The organism is Streptomyces sp. LHD-70, assembly GCF_031157275.1.
In the GTDB taxonomy this organism is placed as follows: Bacteria; Actinomycetota; Actinomycetes; order Streptomycetales; family Streptomycetaceae; genus Streptomyces.
Map to the genome: position 1 here is coordinate 1 of NZ_JAVIFW010000025.1, position 17,065 is coordinate 17,065.

The following is a 17,065-nucleotide window of genomic DNA, read 5'->3' on the forward strand; positions in this document are numbered from 1 at the left end:
GAGCGGATCGGTGTGCGGGCGGGGGGGGTGGGGGGGAGTGGGGGAGGTGTGGGGGTGGGGGGTGTTCGGTGGTGTGGGGGAGGCGTGCGGGTTCGGCGGAGCGCCGTGCGGGTCGTGCATCTGGGTGCTCCTTGTGCGCGGTACCGGTCCCGGGGGACGGGGGGAGGTGCCGGTACGTTACTTGCGCGTAGCGGAAGCTGTGGAGGGGTTCGACAGAACTGTCCGGCCCGCCCGGGGCGTTGTCTCAGTCGGCCTGGGGCGCGTGGGGCCTGGGGGTTTCCCGGGGCGCCTGAGACGGTTCCTGGGGTGCTCCGGGCTCCTCCGTCCGTCCGGGGAACGGGGATGCCTGAGACGGTTCCTGGGGCGCTCCGGGCTCCTCCGTCCGTCCGGGGAACGGGGATGCCTGAGACGGTTCCTGGGTCGCCCCGGTCTCCTCCGTCCGTACGGGGAACCGTCGCGGTGCCACCGTGAGGAGGACGACGAGGGCGAGTCCGGCGGCGCAGGCCGCGCCCAGGTACACCGAGTCGACGGCGGCGTCGATCGCGCGGCGCACGCCCGCGTCGCCCGGGTTGCGCGCGGCGGAGTCAAGGTCGGCCGAGCCGCCGAGCCGGGCCGTCAGGACGCCGTTGGCCACGGCGCCGAGCACGGCGGCGCCCACGGTCTGGCCGATCTGGCGGCAGAAGAGGACGGACGCGGTGGTGGTGCCGCGCTCCGCCCAGCCGACCGTGGACTGCACGCCGACGATCAGCGGCAGCTGGAACAGGCCGAGCGCGGCGCCGAGCAGGAGCATGATCAGCGCGGGCTGCCAGGCGGCGCCCGGGTACGGCACCAGCTGGAACGACAGCAGGATCAGGGCGGCCGCGGCGATGCCGATCACCGCCGTGTTGCGGAAGCCGATGCGCCGGTACACGTGCTGGCTGAGGGCGGCCGACACCGGCCAGCTGAGCATCATGACGCTGAGCACGAACCCGGCGGCCACCGGGTCGAGCCGCAGTACGGACTGGGCGTACGTCGGCAGGAACACGGTGGGCGCGACCATCAGCAGGCCGAGTGCGCCGAGGGCCAGGTTCACGGCGGCGATCGTGCGGCGCTTCCACACCCAGCCGGGGATGATCGGCTCGGCGGCGCGGCGCTCGATGACGACCGTGGCGACGGCGAGCAGCGCGCCCGTACCGAAGAGCGCCAGGGACGGCGCGGAGAGCCAGGGCCAGGCGATGCCGCCCTGCACGACGGCGGTGAGCAGGACGCCGCCGCAGGCGAACACGGCGAGCGCGCCCGCCCAGTCGACGCGGAGCCGGCCGGCCCGTTCCCGTGCGGGTTCGTGCAGGTGGCGGGCGATCAGCCAGAGGGCGACGGCGCCGACGGGCAGGTTGATCAGGAAGATCCAGCGCCAGTCCGCGTAGGCGGCGAGCACCCCGCCGAGGCCGGGCCCCGCCACCGCGGAGACGGCCCAGACGGTGGACAGCTTGGCCTGGATCTTGGGGCGTTGCTCCAGCGGGTACAGGTCGGCGGCGAGAGTCTGGACGGTGCCCTGGATGGCGCCGCCGCCGAGGCCCTGCACGATCCGGAACGCGATCAGGGCGCCCATGTCCCAGGCGCCCGCGCAGAGCAGCGAGCCGACGAGGAAGAGGGCGATGCCGAAGATCAGGACGGGCTTGCGGCCGAAGGTGTCGGAGAGCTTGCCGTACACGGGCAGGGTGACCGTGACGGCGAGCAGATAGCCGGAGAACAGCCAGGAGAAGACGGAGAAGCCGCCGAGGTCGCCGACGATCTGCGGGACGGCCGTCGCGATGATCGTGGCGTCGAGGGCGGCGAGCGCCATGGCGAGCATCAGGGCCGCCACGACGGCCCCGCGCCTGCGCGAGCCGGTGTCCCCCGGTGTTTCCCGTATGCCTTGCGCTGCCGCCACCGGCCCAGGTCCTTTCCCCGTACATCCATCTGCGCGCCGTCGGACACCTTCTCACCTCGGCCGGTACGGGGGGAGGGGCCCGGCGAGAGCCGGTCAGGTCACAGGGCGCGCCGCAGGACCAGGTAGCCGCCGGCGGAGCCCGCGAGCTCGTACGTGGCGTCCGGGTGCAGGTCGCGGGCCGTGCGCAGCGGGTCGTCGTACTTGCCGCGGGTGTTGTCGAGGGCGATGTAGTCGGGCGTGACGTCCTGGGTGCTGCCGATCCAGAACACCTGGCAGCGGGAGGTCAGCCGGCTGATCGGCCCGATGTTGGCCTCGACGCTCGCGCCGTCCGGGATGCGTTCGAGGAGGTCCTTGGCGGCGGCGGTGCGCGGGGTCTCGCGGTACGTAGCGGCCTCGGTGAGCGTGGCCAGGGGCAGGGCCGTGGTCAGGGCGAGCGCCGCGGCGGCGACGGCGGTCGGCAGCTGGGCCGCGTAGGTCCGCAGCCAGGGCCGGGGGCTGCGGCGGCTGCGGTCGAGGGCGTCGACGAGGGCGAGCGCCACGACCGGCATGAGGACGGCGCTGTAGTGCCAGTCGGTGCCCCAGTAGTGGCTGTCGCCGGAGACGAAGCGCCAGCCGAGCGTGGGCAGGGCGACGATCAGGAGCGGGGAGCGCAGGGCGAGCAGGCCGGTGGTGGGGATGAGGAGCCAGCCGAGGGTGCGCAGCTTGACGTCGAGGCCGTCGAACGGGGTCGGGCCCTCGCTGACCTTGGTCCAGTAGTCGTAGCCGCCGGTGGTGTTGAACGCGGGTATGAGCGTGGTGAACGTGAGCAGTGCCGCCAGCGCCCCGAACCCGGCGAGCCCGACCGCCCACCACGCGATCCGCCGCTGCGTCCTGCGGGCCCGCAGCGCGACGACCACGGCGAGCGCCGAGCAGGTGAGCCCCAGGTCCTCCTTGACGAACACCAGCGGCAGCGCCCACCACAGCGCGGCCCGCCACCGCTCGCGCAGCACGGCCTCCAGGGAGAGGGCGATCAGCGGTACGGCGAAGGCGATCTCGTGGAAGTCGAAGTCGACGGCGCGCTGCAGCCCCCAGGAGAGCCCGTACGCCACGCCGATCGCGAGCCCGCGCGCCCGCCCGAGCAGCCGGGCCGCGGCCCGCGTCACCACCGCCGCGGACAGCGCGAACAGCGCGGCCTGCGCGAGCAGCAGCGTCACCGGCGAGGGGAAGACCCGGTACAGGGGCGCGAGCAGGGCGGTGACGGGGCTGAAGTGGTCGCCGAGGATGTGCGTGCCGGGGCCCTTGAGGTCCGCGATCGGCGCCTGCAGGTGGGCGTAGGCGCGGACGGCCTGCTCGAAGATCCCGAGGTCCCAGGAACGGTTCTCCATCCGGTACCAGCGGAGCACGGAGAGCAGGGCGTACGCGAGGAAGAGGGCGGTGGCGAGGAGGTACGGGTCGTACTTCGCGCGGGACACGGCCCTTGCCGCCCGGTTCTCGGTGGCGCGGCCGCGGGCGATGGTCAGGTCGGTACCGGGCATAGGGGCCATGGTCGCAGCAGGGTGGAGAGGCTGAATTTTCAGCCCGTCCGGCGTTTGAGGAGCGGGGGTCCAGGGGCGGAGCCCCCGAAGCGCCGCAGCCACGCGGCGCCAGCCGCATATCGGGCACAGTCGGGAAGGGGCGGGGTGGGGAAAGAACCGGCGTACGCTGGGGAACCCCGGCCCGGAACCCGTGTCGGGCGTCGCGCGTTGCCCGCTTCCCGGACGGAAAAGCCCCCTCATGAGCCTGCACGGTCTGCTCGACGCGGTCATCAAGGACGCCGCGCTCAACGACGCGGTGAAGGCCGCCACCGACGGCCACCGCATGCACGTCGACCTGGTCGGCCCGCCCGCCGCCCGCCCCTTCGCGCTCGCCGCGCTCGCGCGTGAGGCGAAGCGGACGGTGCTCGCCGTGACCGCCACCGGCCGCGAGGCCGAGGACCTGGCGGCGGCGCTGCGTTCGCTGCTCGACCCGAGCGGGGTCGTGGAGTACCCGTCGTGGGAGACGCTGCCGCACGAGCGGCTCAGCCCGCGCAGCGACACCGTCGGCCGCCGCCTCGCCGTCCTGCGCCGCCTCGCGCACCCGAGCACGGACGACCCGGAGACCGGCCCGGTCTCCGTCGTCGTGGCGCCCGTGCGTTCCGTACTGCAGCCGCAGGTCAAGGGGCTCGGCGACCTGGAGCCGGTGAGCCTGAAGCAGGGCCAGTCCGTCGACCTGAACGATACCGTCGAGGCGCTCGCGGCGGCGGCGTACGCGCGGGTCGAACTGGTCGAGAAGCGCGGCGAGTTCGCGGTCCGCGGCGGCATTCTCGACGTGTTCCCGCCGACCGAGGAACACCCTCTGCGCATCGAGTTCTGGGGCGACGACGTCGAGGAGATCCGGTACTTCAAGGTGGCCGACCAGCGGTCCCTGGAGATCGCCGAGCACGGCCTGTGGGCGCCGCCCTGCCGTGAGCTGCTGCTGACCCAGGACGTACGCGCCCGGGCCGCGGACCTCGCCGAGCGCCACCCCGAGCTGGGCGAGCTGCTCGGGAAGATCGCCGAGGGCATCGCCGTCGAGGGCATGGAGTCCCTCGCTCCGGTCCTGGTGGACGACATGGAGCTGCTGCTCGACGTCCTGCCCGCGCACTCCATGGCCGTGGTGTGCGACCCGGAGCGGGTGCGGACGCGCGCCGCCGACCTGGTCGCCACGTCGCAGGAGTTCCTCCAGGCCAGCTGGGCCGCGACGGCCGGCGGAGGAGAGGCGCCGATCGACGTGGGCGCGGCCTCCCTGTGGGGCATCGCGGACGTCCGGGACCGGGCGCGCGAGCTCGGGATGATGTGGTGGTCGGTCTCGCCGTTCGCGGCCGACGAAGAGCTGTCCCCCGAGGACGGTGACACCTTCAAGCTCGGCATGCACGCCCCCGAGACGTACCGCGGCGACACCGCCCGCGCCCTCGCCGACACCAAGGGCTGGCTGGCCGACGGCTGGCGCACGGTGTACGTGACGGAGGGCCACGGCCCCGCTGCCCGTACGGTCGAGGTGCTCGGCGGCGAGGGCATCGCGGCTCGCCTGGACGCCGACCTGGCGGAGATCTCCCCGGCCGTGGTGCACGTGGCCTGCGGCTCCGTCGAGTACGGCTTCGTGGACCAGGCACTGAAGCTCGCCGTGCTCACCGAGACCGACCTGACCGGGCAGAAGGCCGCAGGCAAGGACGGCCAGCGGATGCCCGCGCGGCGCCGCAAGACCATCGACCCGCTGACCCTGGAGCAGAGCGACTACATCGTGCACGAGCAGCACGGCGTGGGCCGCTACATCGAGATGGTGCAGCGCACGGTCCAGGGCGCGACCCGCGAGTACCTGGTCGTGGAGTACGCCCCGGCCAAGCGCGGCCAGCCCGGCGACCGCCTCTACATCCCCACCGACCAGCTGGAGCAGATCACCAAGTACGTCGGCGGCGAGGCCCCCACGCTGCACCGCCTGGGCGGCGCCGACTGGACGAAGACCAAGGCGCGCGCGAAGAAGGCCGTCAAGGAGATCGCCGCCGACCTCATCAAGCTGTACTCCGCGCGCATGGCGGCCCCCGGCCACACCTTCGGCCCGGACACCCCGTGGCAGCGCGAGCTGGAGGACGCCTTCCCGTACGTGGAGACCCCGGACCAGCTGACGACGATCGCCGAGGTCAAGGAGGACATGGAGAAGTCGGTCCCGATGGACCGGCTGATCTGCGGCGACGTCGGCTACGGCAAGACGGAGATCGCGGTCCGCGCCGCGTTCAAGGCGGTGCAGGACGGCAAGCAGGTCGCGGTCCTCGTCCCGACGACGCTGCTCGTGCAGCAGCACTACGGCACGTTCACCGAGCGGTACGGCCAATTCCCCGTCAAGGTGAGGGCGTTGAGCCGCTTCCAGACGGACACCGAGTCCAAGGCGACCCTGGAGGGCCTGAAGGACGGCGCGGTCGACATCGTGATCGGCACGCACCGCCTGTTCTCCTCCGAGACCAAGTTCAAGGACCTGGGCCTGGTCATCGTCGACGAGGAGCAGCGCTTCGGCGTCGAGCACAAGGAGCAGCTGAAGAAGCTCCGCGCGAACGTCGACGTACTGACGATGTCCGCGACCCCGATCCCGCGCACCCTGGAGATGGCGGTGACGGGCATCCGCGAGATGTCCACGATCACCACCCCGCCGGAGGAGCGGCACCCGGTCCTGACCTTCGTCGGTCCGTACGAGGAGAAGCAGATCGGCGCGGCCATCCGCCGCGAACTCCTCCGTGAGGGCCAGGTCTTCTACATCCACAACCGCGTCGAGTCCATCGACCGCGCGGCGGCCCGGCTGCGCGACATCGTGCCCGAGGCGCGCATCGCGACGGCCCACGGCCAGATGTCCGAACAGGCCCTGGAGCAGGTCGTCGTGGACTTCTGGGAGAAGAAGTTCGACGTGCTCGTCTCGACCACGATCGTCGAGTCCGGCATCGACATCTCCAACGCCAACACCCTCATCGTCGAGCGCGGCGACAACTTCGGCCTCTCCCAGCTGCACCAGCTGCGCGGCCGCGTGGGCCGTGGCAGGGAGCGCGGGTACGCGTACTTCCTGTACCCCCCGGAGAAGCCCCTGACGGAAACGGCGCACGAGCGCCTGGCCACCATCGCCCAGCACACGGAGATGGGCGCGGGCATGTACGTGGCGATGAAGGACCTGGAGATCCGAGGAGCCGGAAACCTCCTGGGCGGCGAACAGTCCGGGCACATCGCGGGCGTCGGCTTCGACCTGTACGTACGCATGGTCGGCGAGGCGGTCGCGGACTACCGCGCCTCGCTCGAAGGCGGCGTCGAGGAGGAGCCGCCGCTGGAGGTCAAGATCGAGCTCCCGGTCGACGCGCACGTCCCGCACGACTACGCCCCCGGCGAGCGCCTGCGCCTGGCGGCCTACCGCTCCATCGCCTCGGCCAACTCCGAGGACGACATCAGGGCGGTACGCGAGGAACTCGTCGACCGCTACGGCAAGTTGCCGGAGCCCGTGGAGAACCTCCTGCTCGTGGCCGGGCTGCGGATGCTGGCCCGCGCCTGCGGGGTCGGCGAGATCGTGCTGCAGGGCACCAACATCCGCTTCGCGCCGGTGGAGTTGAGGGAGTCCCAGGAGCTTCGCCTGAAGCGCCTCTACCCGGGCACGGTCATCAAGCCCACCGGTCAGCAGCTGCTCGTCCCGCGCCCGAAGACCGCGAAGGTCGGCGGCAAGCCGGTCGTCGGGCGGGAACTCCTGGCGTGGGTGGGGGAGTTCCTGACGACGATCCTGGGGACGTGAGGTCTGTGAGGTCTCAGTCGCCCGGGGTGCAGGCCTGCGCGACGGAGAGGCTGTTCTCGTAGAGGTGGTGCCGGGTGATCCGGCCGCCCTCGACGGTCAGGCGGAGCGCGAAGGGCCCTTCGAAGGTCTTGCCCGTGGCCCGCACGGTCCCGGAGAGATGACCGAAGAGCACGGCGTCGGCACCGTCGACGAGGAACGTGTCCACCGAGGCACGCGAGTCCTCGGCGACGGTGTACTCCGCCAACTCCTCTCCCTGAACGGCACATTCGGCCCCGGTGACCCGCGGCCGGATCCACGGCACGACGGGATTCTCGGCCAACAGCCAGTCCACGTCATCGGCGAACAACTCGGTGAGCCGGGCGGTGTCCGAGGCGAGGCGGGCGGTGAGGAACTCCTGAACCACGGAGCGGGTGGCGGTCTCGGTGCCGGTGCCGGTGGCGGTGCCGGTGCCGGTGTCGGTGGCGTCGGTCATGGTGTCTCTCCCCGGTGATGTCTCACTGTGACGTGAACGATCCTGCCGGGTGGTGGGGGAGGGGTCGATTACCCGCGGGGTCATGCGGGCGGCGACACCCGCGAGACGCCCGCCGGGTCGGCAATCTAGGCTGCGGCAAGTTCGTACGGTCGCCGCGCAACGTCACCCCAGGAGGGCGTCATGCCGAACCCGAACCAGATGCCGGACCCCGAGGCGCAGGCCGTCGAGCCCGCCCGCGTACGGCAGTTGTGGCATCTGCTCGAACCGCTGCACGCCGTCTTCTACTTCGCGCCCGAGTCCGTCGAGGAGGCGGCAGCGCTCGGCTTCGCCGTCGACGAGCGCTGGCGGAGCTACTTCGCCTGGCGCGCGGCCCCGCTGGGCCCGGCCGGCCGGGAGCGGGTGACGGCCACGTTCTACAGCTTCAGCCCGGAGACGGTCGGGCGGCACGTCCCCGCCGTCTGGGATATCGCCGCGCCCGAGGCCGTCCTGGCCGCCCAGCAGCGTGCCGTGGACCGTATGTACCGGTCGATCCTCGGCGCTCGCGTCGAAGCGCCCGAACTCGCCCAGGCCGCGGCCCTCGCCCGCCGCGCCGCCGAGGCCGCCGCGCAGGCGGTCGCCTCGGACCCGGTCGACCGCCCGCTGGCCGCAGCCAACGCCGCGCTGCCCTGGCCCGACGAGCCGCATCAGGTGCTGTGGCAGGCCGCGACCGTGCTGCGCGAACACCGCGGCGACGGCCACCTCGCCGCGCTCCGGGCAGCGGACCTGGACCCGGTCGAGTCGCTCGTGTCGTTCGTGGCCGTGGGCGCCGCCGCATCCGAGACCTTCGAAAGCCGCGGCTGGACCGGGAAGGAGTGGGAGGCCGCACGCCGACGACTTCTGGAACGCGGCCTGTTGGGCGAGGACGGTACGGCCACCGAGGCGGGCCGTGCCCTGCGCGCCGAGGTCGAGGACCGTACCGACGAGCTGGCCGCAGGGCCGTGGCGCGCGCTCGGTGCCCGTGACACCGGCCGGCTCGCCGACCTCCTCGGCGACCCCTGGGTGGCCGTCCTCGGATCCGGCCTGCTGCCCGGCCAGAACACCCTGGGGATCGGCCGGAGCTGACGGGCGCCCGACCGGTACCGTCGGGAGCGGTGCCTGATCTTCAAGGAAAACGGCCCAGTACCTACGGGGAGGGAACAGCATGACGTCGCTCGGAGCGGTCGTGGGGCTCGCGAGGTTTCCGGTGAAGTCCATGCGTGGCGAGGACCGCGAGCGCCTTGAGCTCGACGTGGGCGGTGTCCGCGGCGACCGGCTGTGGGCGCTGCGGTACGCGGACGGCAAGCTCGGCAGCGGCAAGAGCCACCGCCGGTTCCGCAAAGCCCCCTGGCTGATCGAGTGCGCCGCCGCGTACGACGACACCGCCGACGCCCTCTTCGTGCACCTGCCGGACGGCACCCGCGTGGCGGCGGGTGACCCGCGGCTCGCTGAACTCTGCGGGCCCGAGGCCGAGTTGGTCCGCGAGGCGCCGGACGCCGAGCCGCCCTCGTACCAGGACCAGGCGCCGGTGTCGATCGTCTCCACGGCCTCCCTGCGCGCGCTCGGCCAGCTCCTGGGTGACGACGTCCCCGCCGACATCCGCCGCTTCCGCAAGAACATCGTGATCGATGTCGACGGCGACGAGCCCTGGACCGAGGAGAGCTGGACCGGCCGCGAGGTCCGGGTCGGCGGCGCCCTCCTGCGGATCACTGAACGCGTGCCGCGCTGCGTCATGACGACCCTGCCCCAGCCCGGAGTGCCCGCCGACGGCCGCGTCCTGAAACCCTGAGCGAGACCCGCGACATGCGCTTCGGGGTGTACGCCGAGGTCGTCACCCCGGGCACGGTCGCACTCGACGACGAGGTGGCCCCAGCCCCGTAACTCCCGCCGGGCCGCGCCAAATTCGGTACCGCACCCGCCTCGCCTCCGGTTACCGTGCGCCGCATGACCGCCGAGACGCCCCGCGCCGAGAGCCCCGCGAGCGCCGCTCGCCCCGCAGCGAACCTGAAGATCACCACGCTCGCCGAGCGGCCCGAACTCACGGGAGCCTTCTGGGCGTTGGGTGACGCCTGGCCGCAGTTCGTCACCGAGGACCCGATCGGCTGGATCCTCTGGGGCCGGATCGTCTCCGAACTGCCCGAGTACGTCCTGGTCGCCACCGACGAGAGCGGCGAACTCGTCGCCCGCGCCCTCAGCGTGCCCTTCGCCCTCGGCGCGAAGGACCGCGGCACTCTGCCCGACGGCGGCTGGGACCGCGTCCTCATGTGGGCGTTCTCCGACGTCAGGCACGGCACCGAACCCGACACCGTCAGCGCCATCGAGGTCACCGTCGCCCCCGGCGCCCAGGGCGGCGGCCTCTCGTACGCGATGCTCGACGCGATGCGGGCGGGCGCCCGCGCGCTCGGCTTCGGCACGCTCGTCGCGCCGGTCCGGCCGAGCGCCAAGCACCTCGAACCCCGCACGCCCATGGAGGAGTACGCGCACCGGCTGCGCCCCGACGGGCTTCCGCACGACCCCTGGCTGCGCGTGCACGTCCGGGTCGGCGGCGTCATCGAGTCCGTGGCCCGCAACTCCATGACCGTCTCCGGCACCTTGGAGGAGTGGCGCGGCTGGACGGGCCTGCCCTTCGACGCGGCCGGTGAGGTGGAGGTGCCCAGGGCGCTCGTGCCCGTGCACTGTGCTCCGGACCAGGGGTACGCCGTGTATGTGGAGCCCAATGTGTGGGTGCGGCACACACTTTGAGCTGGGCGTGGCGCACGCGGTGAACCGTCGGACGATCACGCTTTGAGCACCCAGCCGACCAACTCAGGTCCGGCTGTCGGTCCCGGGGGCTACTCTCGACCTTGCACACGCCCGTTCGGTTTCCAGGAGCAGCCCCCATGCACGGCCACGGCTATGCACCGCCGCCATCGCGCCCCTCGTCCGCGCAGCTCGTCGGGTTGCGCGTGCTCTTCGTCGCGCTCGCGCTGATCTCCTGCGGCTTCCTGTCCTGGGTCCCGATGCTGCGCCTCGCCGTCGTCACGCGCAGGGTGCGGGACTGGTGGCTGTTCGGCGGGTCCGTCTTCCTCCTCATCCTCTCCGTGATCCTGATCGGCAGCGACCCGACGAACGACCTCGACACCGCCGTGGAGAGCTTCGGGCTGCTCTGCCTCCTCGGCGGTGCCGTCGCCGCGATCACGTACTACCTCATCGCGGAGATCCGCCACTTCGCGAAGCAGTCGCCGTACGCCTCGTTCGTACCGCCTCAAGGCCCGCCCGCCCAGGGCCAGTACGGATACCCCGCCCAGGTTGGCCCCGCCCAGCAGGTCACCAGACCCACCGGCCTGCCGCAGCCCGGACCCCAGCAGCCGCCCGGCACCCCGCAGCGCCCCGCGCCCGCCCGCATCGACCAGGTCCGCGCCGAACTCGACGAGTTGAGCAGCCTGTTGCGCCAGGACGGAACGCGCCAGGACGGGACCCAGGACGAGACGCGTCAGGACGGAACCCGGCCGGTCGGCGAGGGGGACGGGCGCGCTGAGGGCGAGCGCCGGTGAGCGGACGCCTGATCTCCGGCCGGTACGAACTCTCCCAGCAGATCGGCCAGGGCGGCATGGGCCAGGTCTGGACGGCCTACGACCAGCGCCTCGACCGCCGCGTCGCCGTCAAGCTGCTGCGCCCCGACCGCGTCGCCGGCGGGGAGGCCGAGGAGCTGCGCCGCCGCTTCGTCCGCGAGTGCCGCGTCACCGCCCAGGTCGACCACCCGGGCCTGGTCACCGTCCACGACGCGGGCAGTGACGGCGACGACCTCTTCCTCGTCATGCAGCACGTCGACGGCACCGACCTCGCCGACCACATCGAGCGGCACAAGCCCTACCCCTGGCCGTGGGCCGTCGCCGTGGCCGCCCAACTCTGCGCCGTGCTCTGCGCGGTGCACGCCGTGCCGATCGTGCACCGCGACCTCAAGCCGCGGAACGTCATGGTGAAACCGGACGGCACGCTCACCGTCCTCGACCTCGGCGTCGCCTCCGTCATGGACACCGACACCACCCGCCTCACCCACACCGGCTCACCCATCGGCAGCCCCGCCTACATGGCCCCCGAGCAGGCCATGGGCGGCGCCGTCGGCCCGTACACCGACCTGTACGCCCTGGGCATCCTGCTCTACGAACTCCTCAGCGGGAACGTCCCGTTCGACGGCGCCACCGTCCTCGGCGTCCTCCACAGCCACCTCTACGAAGCGCCGATACCCGTCCGCAGCAAGCGCCCCGAGATCCCCGAGCCCCTCGAAGCGCTCGTGAACCGGCTGCTCGCCAAGGAGCCGGGTGACCGCCCGGACTCCGCGCAGGAGGTGTACGAGGCGCTGGCCCCGCTCCTTCCTGCCCGCGGCATCCCCACCGGCATGCTCGACCCCACCCGCCCCTTCCTGCGCCCCGGCGCCCCCTGGCCCGACCGCGCCGGCACCCCCACGCCCGTACCGGTCCCGCCGCGCCCCACCGCCCCGCCGTCCGCCGCGGTGCCGTCGCAGGTCGCGCGCGCCGTCGACGACGTGAAGCGGCTGCTCGGCGAGGGCCGCGTCACCCAGGCCGTCGACCTCCTCGGCGCGATCCTGCCCACCGCCGAGGCCCAGCACGGCCCGCGCTCCACGGTCGTACGCACGCTCCGCAAGCAGTACGCGGCCACGCTCATGGACGACGGCCAGTACCGCCGCGCCCTGCCCGAACTGCGCCGCCTCGCCGACGAACGCAGCGCCGAGGCGGGCCAGGCCGACCCGGCCTCGCTCCAGTTCCGGTACGAGATGGCCCAGTGCCTGGAGCAACTCGGCGAACCGGCCGCGGCCCTCGCCGAGTACCGCTCCCTGCTGCCGTTCTACGAGAACCAGTACGTCGCCAGCACCGTCGGCGACCCCGGGACGGCACTCGAACTCCGCCGCCGTATCGGCCAGTTGCTGCTCGCCCTCGGCGACCGCGCGGGCGCCCACGACACCCTGGCCCGCCTCCTGTACGACGCGGAGCGGGTGCACGGGCCGGGCCATCCGCTGCCCGGCGAGATCCGCCGCACGCTGCACTGGCTCGGTCAGGTGCGCGGCTGAGCCACGGGCGTACCCGGAACTCTCCCCGAATCGTTGGTCGAATCAGTGGCCGAACCCCCGGCCACTGCCTAACATCGATCTCCGCAAGGCCCTTGTGCAACGACGCACAAGCTCCGTCTCGCCGCCGGGAGGCTCCTTTGCACCGCCGTCGTCGCACCGCGCTCGTCCTCTCCGCCGCACTCCTCACCGCGGCCCCGCTCCTGACCGCCTGCGGCGACGAGGCACATCCCGGCGCCGCGGCCGTCGTGGGCGGCGAGCGCATCACGGTCGCGCAACTCCAGTCCCGCGTACAGGAAGTGCGGGCGGCGCAGCAGTCGGCCACCGAGAAGTCCGGGCAGTACGCGCAGGCCGTGGAGAAGACCGGCGGCCTCACCCGCGACACCCTGCAGTCCCTGGTCCTCGACCGCGTCCTGCACCGCGCGGCCACCGACGCCGGCGTGCAGGTCAGCCGCAAGGAGGTGCAGGGCCTGCGCGGCAACCTGGAGAAGCAGGCGGGCGGCGCGAAGGCCCTGGAGGCGGGCTGGCTGCAGCAGTACAACATCCCGGCGTCCCGCATCGACGAAAGCCTCCGTACGGAGATCGAGGCCCAGAAGCTGTACAGCGAGCTGGGCGCCGACCCGAACACCGAACAGGGCCAGGCCGAGTTCTGGACGGCCCTGTCGAAGGCTTCCAAGGCCCTGAACATCGACCTGAACCCGCGGTACGGGGCGTGGGACGTCGAGAAGAGCCGTCGGGTGGACGTGCGCACCCCGTGGGTACGGGACGCGACCAGGGCGTAGGCATCCGGGCCCCGATAGCGGCGGAGCCCTCGGGGAGGGGACAAGTTAGGTTCGAGGTGTGAACCCCGAACACACCTCGACGAGCCCCGGCCGCATCGTCCTCCTGACGACCTCCCACCGCGTAGCCCCCGGCCTCCTCTCCTGGCCCGCCTGGAACGAACTGCACCAAGCGGACAGCGTCCTGTGCGCAGACCCGGCCCACCCCCAGCTCCCGTACCTCCGGGAAGCCGGCGTCACCGTCGTCGAGACCGCCCCCACCGCCGAGGAGCTGATCGACGCCTGCGCGGGCGGCCGCACCGTGGTCGTGGTCGCCACCGGCGAGGGCGAGCCCCGCCTGACCGACGGCCTCGCCCGGCTCGCCGGCTCGGGCCGGATCGCGATGCCGGACCTGGAACTGCTGCCCGCCTCGTACGACCTGCCGGGCGCGCGCCTCCTCGACCTCGTGCAGGTCATGGACCGGATCAGGCGGGAGTGCCCCTGGTCCTCGCAGCAGACCCACAAGGGCCTCGCCAAGTACGGCATCGAGGAGGCGTACGAACTCGTCGAGGCCATCGAGGACGGCGACCGCACCGAACTGCGCGAGGAGCTCGGCGACGTCCTCCTCCAGGTCGTGTTCCACGCCCGCATCGCCGAGGAGGCCGACCCCGAGGAAGAGGGCGAGCCGTTCTCCATCGACGACGTCGCCGGCACCATCGTCGCCAAGCTGATCCACCGCCACCCGCACGTCTTCGGCGACGACTCCGCCGAGACCCCCGAGGACGTCAAGGCGCACTGGCTGCGCACCAAGGCCGAGGAGAAGCAGCGCGACTCCGTGACCGACGGCGTCCCGCTCGGCCAGCCCGGCCTGGCACTCGCCGCGAAGCTCGCGTCCCGTACGCGGACCGCGGGCCTCGCCGTGGAGCTGCCCGCCGGCGAGGGCGTCGGCTACGAGCTGCTTGCCCTCGCCGTGCGCGCCGAGGCCGCGGGCACCGACCCGGAGGCCGCCCTGCGCGCCGCCGCCCGCGCCTACCGCGACGCGATCCGGGCGGCGGAGGGCCACGCGTGAGCACCACCGGACAGTGCCCTGATGGCCCCCAACCCCCGCTGTTCACCTGGGAGTTCGCCAGCGATCCGTACCCGGCGTACGCATGGCTGCGCGAGCACGCGCCGGTGCACAGGACCCGGCTGCCGAGCGGCGTGGAGGCCTGGCTGGTCACGCGGTACGCGGACGCCCGGCAGGCCCTCGCCGACCAGCGGCTCAGCAAGAACCCGGAGCACCACGACGAGCCCTCCCACGCCAAGGGCAAGACGGGCATTCCGGGCGAGCGCAAGGCCGAGCTGATGACGCATCTGCTCAACATCGACCCGCCGGACCACACCCGGCTCCGGCGGCTCGTGTCGAAGGCGTTCACGCCGCGCCGGGTGGCCGAGTTCGCGCCGCGCGTGCAGCAGCTCACCGACGAGCTGATCGACAAGTTCGCGGTCACGGGCGAGGCCGACCTCATCCACGAGTTCGCCTTCCCGCTGCCCATCTACGCGATCTGCGACCTGCTCGGCGTCCCGCGCGAGGACCAGGACGACTTCCGCGACTGGGCCGGGATGATGATCCGACACGGCGGTGGCCCACGCGGCGGCGTCGCCCGCTCGGTGAAGAAGATGCGCGGCTACCTCGCCGAACTCATCCACCGCAAACGCCTCGAACCGGGCGACGACCTGATCTCCGGCCTCATCAAGGCCAGCGACCACGGCGAGCACCTCACCGAGAACGAGGCCGCCGCGATGGCCTTCATCCTGCTCTTCGCCGGCTTCGAGACCACGGTCAACCTCATCGGCAACGGGACGTACCAGCTGCTCCGCAACCCCGGCCAGCGCGAGCGGCTGCAGCGGTCCCTGGCGGCCGGGGAGACGGACCTCCTGGAGACCGGCGTCGAGGAACTGCTGCGCCACGACGGCCCGGTGGAGCTCGCCACCTGGCGCTTCGCCACCGAGCCGCTCAGCATCGGCGGCCAGGACATCGCGCCCGGAGACCCGGTCCTGGTCGTCCTCGCCGCCGCCGACCGCGACCCGGAACGCTTCGCGGACCCGGACACCCTCGACCTGGCACGGCGGGACAACCAGCACCTCGGATACGGCCACGGCATCCACTACTGCCTCGGTGCACCGCTCGCCCGCCTGGAGGGCCAGACCGCGATCGCGACGCTCCTGCGCCGCCTCCCGGACCTGCGGCTCGCGGCGGAACCCGCCGATCTGCGCTGGCGCGGCGGCCTCATCATGCGCGGACTGCGCACGCTCCCGGTGGAGTTCACACCGGAGTGACGCGGGCGGCGGCGCCGGGGGCCGCTCCCACCCGTAACTGACGACCCGTCAAGACTGTGACTTTCACGTGATCTGCGCTGTATCGGGTTGTGACAAGCGTTCGACTGTCGCTACGTTTCACCCTCGACGCTGAGGGGTCTCAGACGCCACTGCTGTCAGACGCCACGCCTGTTGTCGCGCGAAAGGGAACCGCATGCTCTCCGGGAACGGCCGTCACCGACGCCCCCGTCAAGCCCCTGCCCTCGTGGTCGCGGCAGGAGTGGCCGGGTCGGCGATCGCCATCCCGCTGCTCGGCGCGACCGGCGCCAGTGCCGCGGACGCCACCGTCGACGCCAACACCTGGGACCGCCTCGCCGACTGCGAGAGCGGCGGGGTCTGGAGCGCCGACACCGGCAACGGGTACTACGGCGGGCTCCAGTTGACGCAGGCCGTATGGGAGGACCACGGCGGCCTCAAGTACGCCCCGACGGCCGACCTGGCCAGCCGTGCCCAGCAGATCGCCGTGGCGGAGAAGGTCCTCGCCGAACAGGGCCCGCTCGCCTGGCCCACCTGTGGCCTGGTCGCCGGCTTCCCGATCGACCTGACGGACCCGGCGGACGAGCCGGAGGCCGACCCCTCCCAGCCGGCCGACGGTGGAGCCGTGGACCCCGAGCAGCCGGCCGACGAGCCCACCGACGAGCCGTCGTCCGACGACCCCGCCGCGGAGCCGCCCGCCGACACCTCCGTCGACGAGCCCACCGACCGCCCTGCTGACGCTCCCGCCGATACCGCCACCGACGCCCCGTCAGATGACACATCGGACGGTCAGGGCGAATCGGGAGAGAACGGTCACGGAACCGGCACCGGAACCGGCGGTGACGGCTCGGACGAAACGGGCAACTCCGAGCAGAACGGCTCCGGCAAGCATCGCGGCGAGCCCGCCCCCGAGGCCCCGGACGACGACCGCGACTCCAACTCCTCGGGCCGGCACGCCTCGCGCGGCGACGACTCCCGTGACGACTCCCGCGACGGCGGCGGATCGACGTACACGGTCCGCCTCGGCGACAGCCTCTCCGCGATCGCCGACGCCCGTGGAATCGACGGCGGTTGGACCGCCCTCTACGAGGCCAACGAGGACGCGATCGGCGCCGACCCGGACCTCATCCTCCCTGGCCAGCGCCTCGCCCTCGACGGCTGACGCGGGAACGAGCAGGGTGAAACTGGGCGGAATCCGGCGGCAGTTCGCTGCTGAGTGT

Annotated in this window: 13 protein-coding genes; 10 read left to right on the top strand and 3 right to left on the bottom strand. The window is 72.6% G+C overall.

Annotated features, from left to right (window positions below):
- Nucleotides 1-244: 244 nt before the first annotated feature.
- Nucleotides 245-1,831 carry an MFS transporter gene (locus RCO28_RS33735; RefSeq protein ID WP_374991301.1) on the bottom strand — a complete coding sequence of 529 codons (1,587 nt, stop codon included), beginning with the start codon at nt 1,829-1,831 and terminating at the stop codon, nt 245-247.
- A 176-nt stretch (nt 1,832-2,007) separates the two neighbouring features.
- Nucleotides 2,008-3,423: a DUF2079 domain-containing protein gene (locus tag RCO28_RS33740; protein WP_374991299.1), complete on the bottom strand. Its 1,416-nt coding sequence runs from the start codon at nt 3,421-3,423 to the stop codon at nt 2,008-2,010.
- 238 nt (nt 3,424-3,661) lie between these two features.
- Here RCO28_RS33740 and mfd point away from each other — a divergent pair, with 238 nt between their 5' ends.
- Complete coding sequence (gene mfd / locus RCO28_RS33745) at nt 3,662-7,201, top strand: transcription-repair coupling factor (protein WP_308945158.1); 3,540 nt, start codon at nt 3,662-3,664, stop codon at nt 7,199-7,201.
- A 13-nt stretch (nt 7,202-7,214) separates the two neighbouring features.
- Here mfd and RCO28_RS33750 read toward each other — a convergent pair whose 3' ends face one another.
- Nucleotides 7,215-7,673 (bottom strand): nuclear transport factor 2 family protein, encoded by a 459-nt coding sequence (locus RCO28_RS33750; RefSeq protein ID WP_308945159.1) that lies wholly within the window; start codon nt 7,671-7,673, stop codon nt 7,215-7,217.
- A gap of 180 nt (nt 7,674-7,853) precedes the next feature.
- Here RCO28_RS33750 and RCO28_RS33755 point away from each other — a divergent pair, with 180 nt between their 5' ends.
- The 9 genes from RCO28_RS33755 to RCO28_RS33795 all read left to right on the top strand — a co-directional run bounded on the left by RCO28_RS33755 (nt 7,854) and on the right by RCO28_RS33795 (nt 17,007).
- A complete protein-coding gene (locus RCO28_RS33755) occupies nt 7,854-8,774 on the top strand; it encodes a hypothetical protein (protein WP_308945160.1) in 921 nt (306 codons plus the stop codon).
- A gap of 79 nt (nt 8,775-8,853) precedes the next feature.
- Complete coding sequence (locus tag RCO28_RS33760; protein WP_308945161.1) at nt 8,854-9,477, top strand: MOSC domain-containing protein; 624 nt, start codon at nt 8,854-8,856, stop codon at nt 9,475-9,477.
- 155 nt (nt 9,478-9,632) lie between these two features.
- Complete coding sequence (locus tag RCO28_RS33765; protein WP_308945162.1) at nt 9,633-10,430, top strand: N-acetyltransferase; 798 nt, start codon at nt 9,633-9,635, stop codon at nt 10,428-10,430.
- A gap of 137 nt (nt 10,431-10,567) precedes the next feature.
- Entirely contained in the window at nt 10,568-11,221 is a 654-nt protein-coding gene (locus tag RCO28_RS33770) for a hypothetical protein (RefSeq protein ID WP_308945163.1), read from the top strand.
- Nucleotides 11,218-12,756 (top strand): serine/threonine-protein kinase, encoded by a 1,539-nt coding sequence (locus RCO28_RS33775; RefSeq protein ID WP_308945164.1) that lies wholly within the window; start codon nt 11,218-11,220, stop codon nt 12,754-12,756. Before RCO28_RS33770 ends, RCO28_RS33775 begins: the two co-directional genes overlap by 4 nt.
- Before the next feature lie 137 nt (nt 12,757-12,893).
- Nucleotides 12,894-13,535, top strand: a complete 642-nt coding sequence (locus tag RCO28_RS33780; RefSeq protein ID WP_308945165.1) for a SurA N-terminal domain-containing protein — start codon at nt 12,894-12,896, stop codon at nt 13,533-13,535.
- A gap of 58 nt (nt 13,536-13,593) precedes the next feature.
- Entirely contained in the window at nt 13,594-14,580 is a 987-nt protein-coding gene (locus RCO28_RS33785; protein WP_308945166.1) for a nucleoside triphosphate pyrophosphohydrolase, read from the top strand.
- A complete protein-coding gene (locus RCO28_RS33790) occupies nt 14,577-15,830 on the top strand; it encodes a cytochrome P450 (protein WP_308945167.1) in 1,254 nt (417 codons plus the stop codon). The genes RCO28_RS33785 and RCO28_RS33790 overlap by 4 nt, the downstream gene beginning before the upstream one ends.
- 244 nt (nt 15,831-16,074) lie before the next feature.
- The gene (locus RCO28_RS33795; protein ID WP_308945168.1) at nt 16,075-17,007 is read left to right on the top strand and encodes a transglycosylase family protein; all 933 of its coding nucleotides are present in this window, start codon (nt 16,075-16,077) and stop codon (nt 17,005-17,007) included.
- Nucleotides 17,008-17,065 lie beyond the last annotated feature (58 nt).